At 74.5% G+C, this 6,448-nt stretch carries 8 protein-coding genes; 4 read left to right on the top strand and 4 right to left on the bottom strand.

Annotation, left to right across the window (positions count from 1 at the left end; all coding sequences use genetic code 11):
* Positions 1–1,004 (top strand): methyltransferase (locus ETD96_RS11165; RefSeq protein ID WP_420884747.1); only part of this gene is annotated, 1,004 nt, incomplete at its 5' end.
* Between the two features lie 121 nt (positions 1,005–1,125).
* Positions 1,126–1,851 carry a YqjF family protein gene (locus tag ETD96_RS11160; protein ID WP_138636250.1) on the top strand — a complete coding sequence of 242 codons (726 nt, stop codon included), beginning with the start codon at positions 1,126–1,128 and terminating at the stop codon, positions 1,849–1,851.
* On the opposite strand, the gene ETD96_RS11155 is transcribed toward ETD96_RS11160, so the two are convergent.
* Entirely contained in the window at positions 1,852–2,862 is a 1,011-nt protein-coding gene (locus tag ETD96_RS11155; RefSeq protein ID WP_138636249.1) for a DUF3533 domain-containing protein, read from the bottom strand. It abuts the gene before it with no gap.
* A 98-nt stretch (positions 2,863–2,960) separates the two neighbouring features.
* Here ETD96_RS11155 and ETD96_RS11150 point away from each other — a divergent pair, with 98 nt between their 5' ends.
* Together ETD96_RS11150 and ETD96_RS11145 are read left to right on the top strand one after the other, a co-directional pair.
* Positions 2,961–3,596: a TetR/AcrR family transcriptional regulator gene (locus tag ETD96_RS11150; protein ID WP_138636248.1), complete on the top strand. Its 636-nt coding sequence runs from the start codon at positions 2,961–2,963 to the stop codon at positions 3,594–3,596.
* Positions 3,597–3,666: 70 nt separating this feature from the next.
* Positions 3,667–3,813, top strand: coding sequence for a hypothetical protein (locus tag ETD96_RS11145; protein ID WP_205719211.1), 147 nt, complete (start codon positions 3,667–3,669; stop codon positions 3,811–3,813).
* Here the strand turns inward: ETD96_RS11145 and ETD96_RS11140 are convergent.
* The 3 genes from ETD96_RS11140 to ETD96_RS11130 all read right to left on the bottom strand — a co-directional run bounded on the left by ETD96_RS11140 (position 3,808) and on the right by ETD96_RS11130 (position 6,441).
* The gene (locus tag ETD96_RS11140; protein ID WP_138636247.1) at positions 3,808–4,773 is read right to left on the bottom strand and encodes a CapA family protein; all 966 of its coding nucleotides are present in this window, start codon (positions 4,771–4,773) and stop codon (positions 3,808–3,810) included. The two genes, ETD96_RS11145 and ETD96_RS11140, sit on opposite strands and share 6 nt — an antisense overlap.
* Before the next feature lie 56 nt (positions 4,774–4,829).
* Positions 4,830–5,864: an SGNH/GDSL hydrolase family protein gene (locus ETD96_RS11135; protein WP_138636246.1), complete on the bottom strand. Its 1,035-nt coding sequence runs from the start codon at positions 5,862–5,864 to the stop codon at positions 4,830–4,832.
* A gap of 73 nt (positions 5,865–5,937) precedes the next feature.
* Entirely contained in the window at positions 5,938–6,441 is a 504-nt protein-coding gene (locus ETD96_RS11130; protein WP_138636245.1) for a GNAT family N-acetyltransferase, read from the bottom strand.
* Positions 6,442–6,448: the final 7 nt, after the last annotated feature.

The following is a 6,448-nucleotide window of genomic DNA, read 5'->3' as shown; positions in this document are numbered from 1 at the left end:
CTTCTCGCCCTCCAGGCGGGGAGCTGTGGGCGGCCGCCGATCTGCTCACTCCGATGGCGATCCGGGTGGCGGCGACGCTGCGGCTGGCCGACCACATCGCGGGCGGCGCGCGGACGGTCGAGGCGCTCGCCGCGGCGGCGGGCGCCGAAGCCGACGCGCTGGGACGGCTCATGGGGCATCTGGTGACCGCCCGTGTGCTGGTCCGCGAGGACGACGGCGCCTATGAGCTGACTGACCTGGGCGAGCAGCTTCGTGATGACCATCCAGGGGGCCTGCGGGTCTGGCTCGACCTGGAAGGGGCCATCGGGCATGCCGATCTGTGCTTCACCGAACTGCTGCACACCGTGCGCACCGGGGAGCCCGCCTTCCCGCGTCGTTTCGGCCGGACGTTCTGGGAGGACCTGTCGGCCGACGCGCGGCGTGCGGCGTCGTTCGACGCGTTGATGGGCGGGCGGCTGGCGGAGGAGGCGCCCGTGCTGGCCGCCGCCTACCCCTGGGGCGGTCTCGGTCGCGTGGTCGACGTGGGCGGCGGCGACGGGAGCCTGCTGATCGCCCTCCTTCGCGCCCACGAAGACCTGCGCGGAACGGTGATCGACCTGGCCGGGCCGGTCGCGCGCGCCAAGGCGGCCATCGCCGGGGCCGGACTGGGCGACCGGGCCGACGCCGAGGCGGGCAGCTTCTTCGACCCCCTTCCCGCCGGGGCGGGCGGATACCTGCTCTCGGGCGTCCTTCACGACTGGGACGACGAGCAGGCCGCGCGGATTCTGCGGCGGTGCGCCGAGGCGGCATCGGGGACGGGGAAGGTGCTCGTGGTGGAGCACGTCGCCAACGTCGAGGGCGACACGCGGGACACCGAAGGCGACCTGCGGATGCTCTGCTACGTCCGCGGCAGGGAGCGCACCCTGGCCGAACTGGGCGAGCTGGCCGCGTCGGCCGGTCTGCGGGTCGGCTCGGTCAGGCCGGGCGGACTGCACTCGATCGTCGAGCTGGAGCCGTCCGGCTGACCGGAGGAACGCTCCCACGCGGACCGGCGGGTGATCGCCGGCGCGGCGCCCATCCGGGTCCAGGGGAGCCCTGACACGCGTCCGGCCTGAGGGGTCGTGGGACGATGGCGCCGTGTCCGTGATGCCGGAGCCCGTTGCCCCCGACGCGCCGGGAGTGATCTCCCGGCCGCTGCTCACGCAATGGTGGCTCGACCTGGCGTTCATCCACTGGGCGGTGGAGCCGCGGCGGGTCGCGCCGCTGCTACCGGACGGCGTCGAACCCGACACGCTGGACGGGGTCACCTATGTCGGCCTCGTCGCGTTCTGGATGGACCGGGTCGGGTGGCTCGGGCTGCCCGGCGTCCCCTACCTCGGGACGTTCCCGGAGACGAACGTCCGGCTGTACTCGGTGGACGCGCGGGGGCGGCGGGGCGTGGTGTTCCGGTCGCTGGACGCCTCGCGGCTGCTGCCCGTGGCGATCGCGCGGGCGGCGTTCCGGATGCCGTACCAGTGGTCGCGCATGTCCGTCCGGGCCCGCAAGGACGTCGTCAGCTACACCAGTTCGCGGCGGTGGCCCGGGCCGCGCGGCGCCTACAGCCGGATCGACGTGCGGATCGGCGAGCGGGTGGCGGAACCGTCCGAACTGGAGCATTTCCTCACCGCTCGCTGGGGCATGCACAACGAGGTCTTCGGGCGGGTGCGGTTCCTGCCGAACGTCCACCCGCGATGGCCGCTGCACCGGGCGACGCTGCTGCGCTGCGAGCAGGACCTCGTGGCGGCGGCGGGGCTGCCGGGGCCGCTGGGCGAGCCGGTCAGCGTGCTGTACTCGCCGGGCGTGCCGGTGCGGTTCGGCCTGCCCGTCGGCTGATCACTCGACCGGAGGGCCGGGGAAGCGCATCACCGGGTTGCTGCGGCCCGCGAGCAGCAGGACGAGCACGATCCCGGCGGCGGCGTAGCAGCCGAGCACGATCAGGGGCCGGGCCAGGTCGTTGCCGTCGAAGTAGACGGCGTTCCGGACCGCCTCCGTCCCGGCCCAGTTGGGCAGCCACGGGCCGACGTCCCGCCAGAACCCCGGCAGCATCTGCAGCGGCCACGGCCCCCCGGCGGCCGGGTTGCCGAGCACGACGAACACCACGATCGCCAGCGCCGTCCCGATGATGCCGAGCAGGCTCTCGGCGGCGGCCGTCGCGACCGCGATGGCGAACACGCAGAGCGCGCCGACGCCGGTGAGCAGCCAGGGGTGGCCGGGCAGGTAGCCGTAGCCGGTCTCCACGATCAGCGTCCCGGCGGCGCCGACGGCCGCCGAGTACACCGCGAAGGCCAGCAGGCGGACGACGGCGTCGCGCGGCGTCCGGGCCGCCATCCCCCGGTAGAGGCCGACGATCGCGGCGACCAGGTAGCCGCTGACGATCCACGCGATCACCAGGTAGAACGGGACGAGCCCTTCGGAGTCCCCGGGGTCGGCGGGCACCACGTCCTGCACGGCCAGGGTCTGCCCACTGGACGCCGCGACCTGCGCGAACGCGCCGCGCAGCAGGCCGCTGGTGGCCGGGCCGAAGGCAGTGGTGACGAGCAGCCGGCCCTGCTGCGGCACGTAGGCGCCGTAGACGTCGCGGTGGCGGATCGCCCGCCGCGCGGCCTCGGCGGTCGGGTACCCGCGCGTGTCGAACTGGTCGCCCTGGCGGTCCAGCGCGGCGCCGACGCGTGCCGCGGCGTCCGGCGGGCCGACCACAGCCACCGGCAGCCGGTGCGGGTGCGGCGCGTGGAGCCCGCCCACGTAGGACGCGATGAACGCCGCGCCGAGCAGGAAGACGGCCGCCATGAACAGCGCGGTGACCGGATAGGAGACACCGCGTTCGGGCTGAGGCGAGCCGGTCATTGCCTATGGCTACCCTGTCGTCACGATACGTAACTGCGCTTGCGTGCGCGAGGTGCGGATGCTTTATAAATGCACATTCATTTATTAATGGGGGTGCGATGGCGGGGCGGCCGAGGGGCGTCGACGACGCGGCGATCCTGCGGGCGGCGGTCGAGGTGATCGGACGGGTCGGACCGGCCCGGCTCACCCTCGCCGCCGTGGCCGGCGAGGTGGGGGTGGTGCCGGGCACGCTCGTCCAGCGGTTCGGGTCCAAGCGCGGGCTGCTGGTGGCGCTGGCCGCGTCCGCCGTCCGGGACGCCAACGCGCTGCACGAGCGGGCGAGGGCGGGGCACGCGTCGGCGCTCGCGGCGCTCGACGCCTTCGCGGTCGAGGGGATGTCCGAGATGTCCACGCCGGAGCGGTTCGCGAACCACCTGGCCTTCCTGTGCGCGGACCTCACCGACCCCGAGCTGCACGAGCACGCCCTGGCCGTCCACCGGGCGCAGTGCCGCGTGATCGAACTGCTGCTCGGCGAGGCGGCGGCCGGCGGCGAGCTCCGCCCCGGCACCGACACCCGCGCCCTGGCCCGGACGATCCGGGCCGTCGTCGCGGGAACCGGCCTGAGCTGGGCCCTCGACCGCGAGGGGACGCTCCCGGAGCGGCTCCGCCAGGAGATCCGCGCCGTCCTCGCACCGCACGTCCGCGAGGACGCGCCGCACCTCCGCACGGGCAGGGAGGAACCATGGGGATACTGACCGGGCGTACTCCGAGTCCCCCGCCTATCTCGGACGGGCGGTCGCCGCCCTCGCCGCCGACCCGAACATCATGGACAAGTCGGGCCGGGCGCTGGCCACCTCGGGCCTCTACGAGGAGTACGGCTTCACCGACGCCGACGGCACGCGACCGGACTTCGCCGCCCACTGGGCCGAGGCGCTGGTGGACGAGTACGGGCCGCTCGGCGACCCGCTATAGCCCGCCGATGACGAGGCGGCCGCCCCGCACGGCGACGTCCGTCCCGAAGGCGCGGCAGGCGGCGGTGAACCGCTCGGTGATCCAGGCGTGGTCGGCGCCCTCCGCGCACTCCGTGCGGGCGAAGTCCAGCCGGAGCGGCACCGCCTCGAACCGGGACGGCCGCCCCTCGTCCACGGTGACCAGGAACAGCAGGCCCAGGTCGTTGCGGAGCATCGGATCGACGATGTAGTCGTCGATGAAGTCGCCCATGTCGAACACGACCGGCGGGGCCGCACCGTGGAACACGTGCGCCGAACTGCCCGCGACGAGCGACGCGCCGGCGTCCACGAGGCTCCGGGCCGCCCGGCGGACGTAGCGCGGCGGCTCCGAGGTCATGTTCGGGCCCCAGTGCGGCATGACGAGCACGGTGCCGACGCCGTCCCGCAGCTCGCGGATCCGCCGCGCCAGGTCGTCCGGGACGCCCTCGCGCAGATCGGTGAAGGCGACACCGGGGCGGTCGGGCCCCGCGGCGAAGTCGGCCGGATGGTCGGTGACGCCCACCACCGCCACCCGCGTGCCCCGCGCCTCCAGCACGGCCGGCTCCTCCGCCGCCGCGAGATCCTCTCCGGCGCCGATCGTGCGGATGCCCGCCCGCTCCAGGAGATCGACCGTGTCCGCCAGCGCGTCGGCGCCGTAGTCGAGGGCGTGGTTGTTGGCGAGCGTCACGCAGTCGACGCCCAGCTCGGCGAGGACGTCGACCGCGTCCGGCGGAGCCCGGAAGTGGAAGGGCTTGCCCGGGGCGTCCCAGGGCCGCCCCCGGTCGGAGACGCAGCACTCCAGGTTCAGCAGCGCCAGGTCCGCCTCCGCGAACGCGTCGCGCACACCGCCGGAGAACAGGCCGTGCGGGCCGTACTCGGCGATCCGGATTCCCACTCCGCGCCCGAGCATGGTGTCCCCGGCGAGCGCCACCGTGATGGCCATCGGGTCCTCCCTCGACGGGACGTCCCCTCCCAGCCTACGAACCGCGCGCTCCCCCGCTAGGACAGCGGGCGGCCCGGGCCCTTCTTGATCTGCTCGATGAACAGCTGCGCGAGGGCGTGCTGGCCGGCGACCGTCGGGTGGTAGCTGCGCGGCTCCGCCTCCAGGGCGGGCAGCTTCAGCGCCAGGCCGTTCATGTAGGCGTTCTGGCTGCCGACCTCGTGCCCGGCGAACGCGCCGTAGGCGTCGACGAACTCGACGCTGCCGGGGGCGCGCGTGGCGGCCTTGCGGGCGTCGGCCTCCGCGACCGACTGCCGGATCAGCTGCCCCAGCTCGTAGGCGCGGGCGTTCAGCCAGCGCTGGTCCGACACCGTGATGTTGTCCGCGTCCACGCCGCTGACCTCGGAGAACGCCTTCGGGTACCCCATCACGACCACCCGCGCGCCGGGGGCCCGCGCGGTGATGTCGGCGAGCAGGGACGGCAGGCTCTGGCGCAGCTCGGCCATCTTCCCCGCGATCTCCTCGCCCTGCCGGGTGCAGCTCTTGCTCCACGGCAGCTTCACCACGCAGCCGGCGAGCACCTTGGAGAACCCGACGTCGTTGCCGCCGATGCTGAGGGTGATCAGGCTGGTGTCGCGCCCGATGCGCCCGATCTGCGGGGGCTCGCCGTGCCGTCCCTTCAGGACGTCGCGGGTCGTGGCGCCCGAGCAGGCCCAGAACGAGGTGCCCTTCGCGAACCGGAACGCCTGGGAGACCTCGTGGTAGTACGCCTTGGACGTCCGGTGGCAGCGGGCGAGCGGGTTGTGGTCGGCCGGGGTCGCCTCCGCGCCGACGCCCGCCGAGTAGGAGTCCCCGAGCGCGACGTAGGCGCCGCGCGTGGCCGCCTCCAGCGGCGTCGGGGCCCGCTCGGCGGCGACCGGGTCGGCGCGCTGCTCCGGGACGGGCGTCCGGCACCCCGCGCCGAACACCTCGCAGCGCGCGGCGGGCAGCGCCACCACCGGGACGACGGCCAGTGCCAGCAGGACGGCGAGGAGGACGAGCGCGGCGCGGCGCTCGCCGAGACGGTCCCGCAGCCGTGCGAACGGGCTGATCAAGCGTCCTCCTCCACGTCCATCAGGCAGACGTCCGCGCGCCGCCACCGGTTCCCGCCTTTACATTGTAGATCCGTTATTGGGGGCAGGGCGCCCACATGGCGACGCGCGGCCCGAGGTCGTGCAGGCCCGCCTCGATCTCGGCGGCCCAGTAGGACCTGAGCCCCGGGCCCCACCGCTCCTCCGGCAGCTCCGCGAAGCCGTGCCGGGCGTACCAGGGGCCGTTCCACGGGACGTCCCGGTACGTCAGCAGGCTGACGCCGGGCGCCCCGGACGCCGCCGCCCCCGCCATGACCTCCGCGAGCAGCGCGGCGCCGATCCCCCGCCCGGTCAGGTCGCCGCGCACCGAGATCTGCTCCAGGTGCGCGGCGCCGTCGACCTCCTCGACCGCCGCGAAGCCCACCGCCGGGTCGCCCGCCACCACGATCCGGGCGGCGCCGTCACCGATCAGCTGCTCGATCACGGTCGGGCCGGGCGGGAACACGATCCCGATCTCCCGGAACATCGCGTCGCCCGAGTTCTCGATGTCCGCCAGCCGCGGCAGGTCCGCGGGCCGCGCCGGCCGCACCTCGTACCCCATGCCGCGA

Origin of the sequence: Actinomadura geliboluensis (assembly GCF_005889745.1) — a bacterium.
GTDB classification, from domain to species: Bacteria; Actinomycetota; Actinomycetes; order Streptosporangiales; family Streptosporangiaceae; genus Spirillospora; species Spirillospora geliboluensis.
This window is presented reverse-complemented; position numbering and strand designations above follow the sequence as displayed.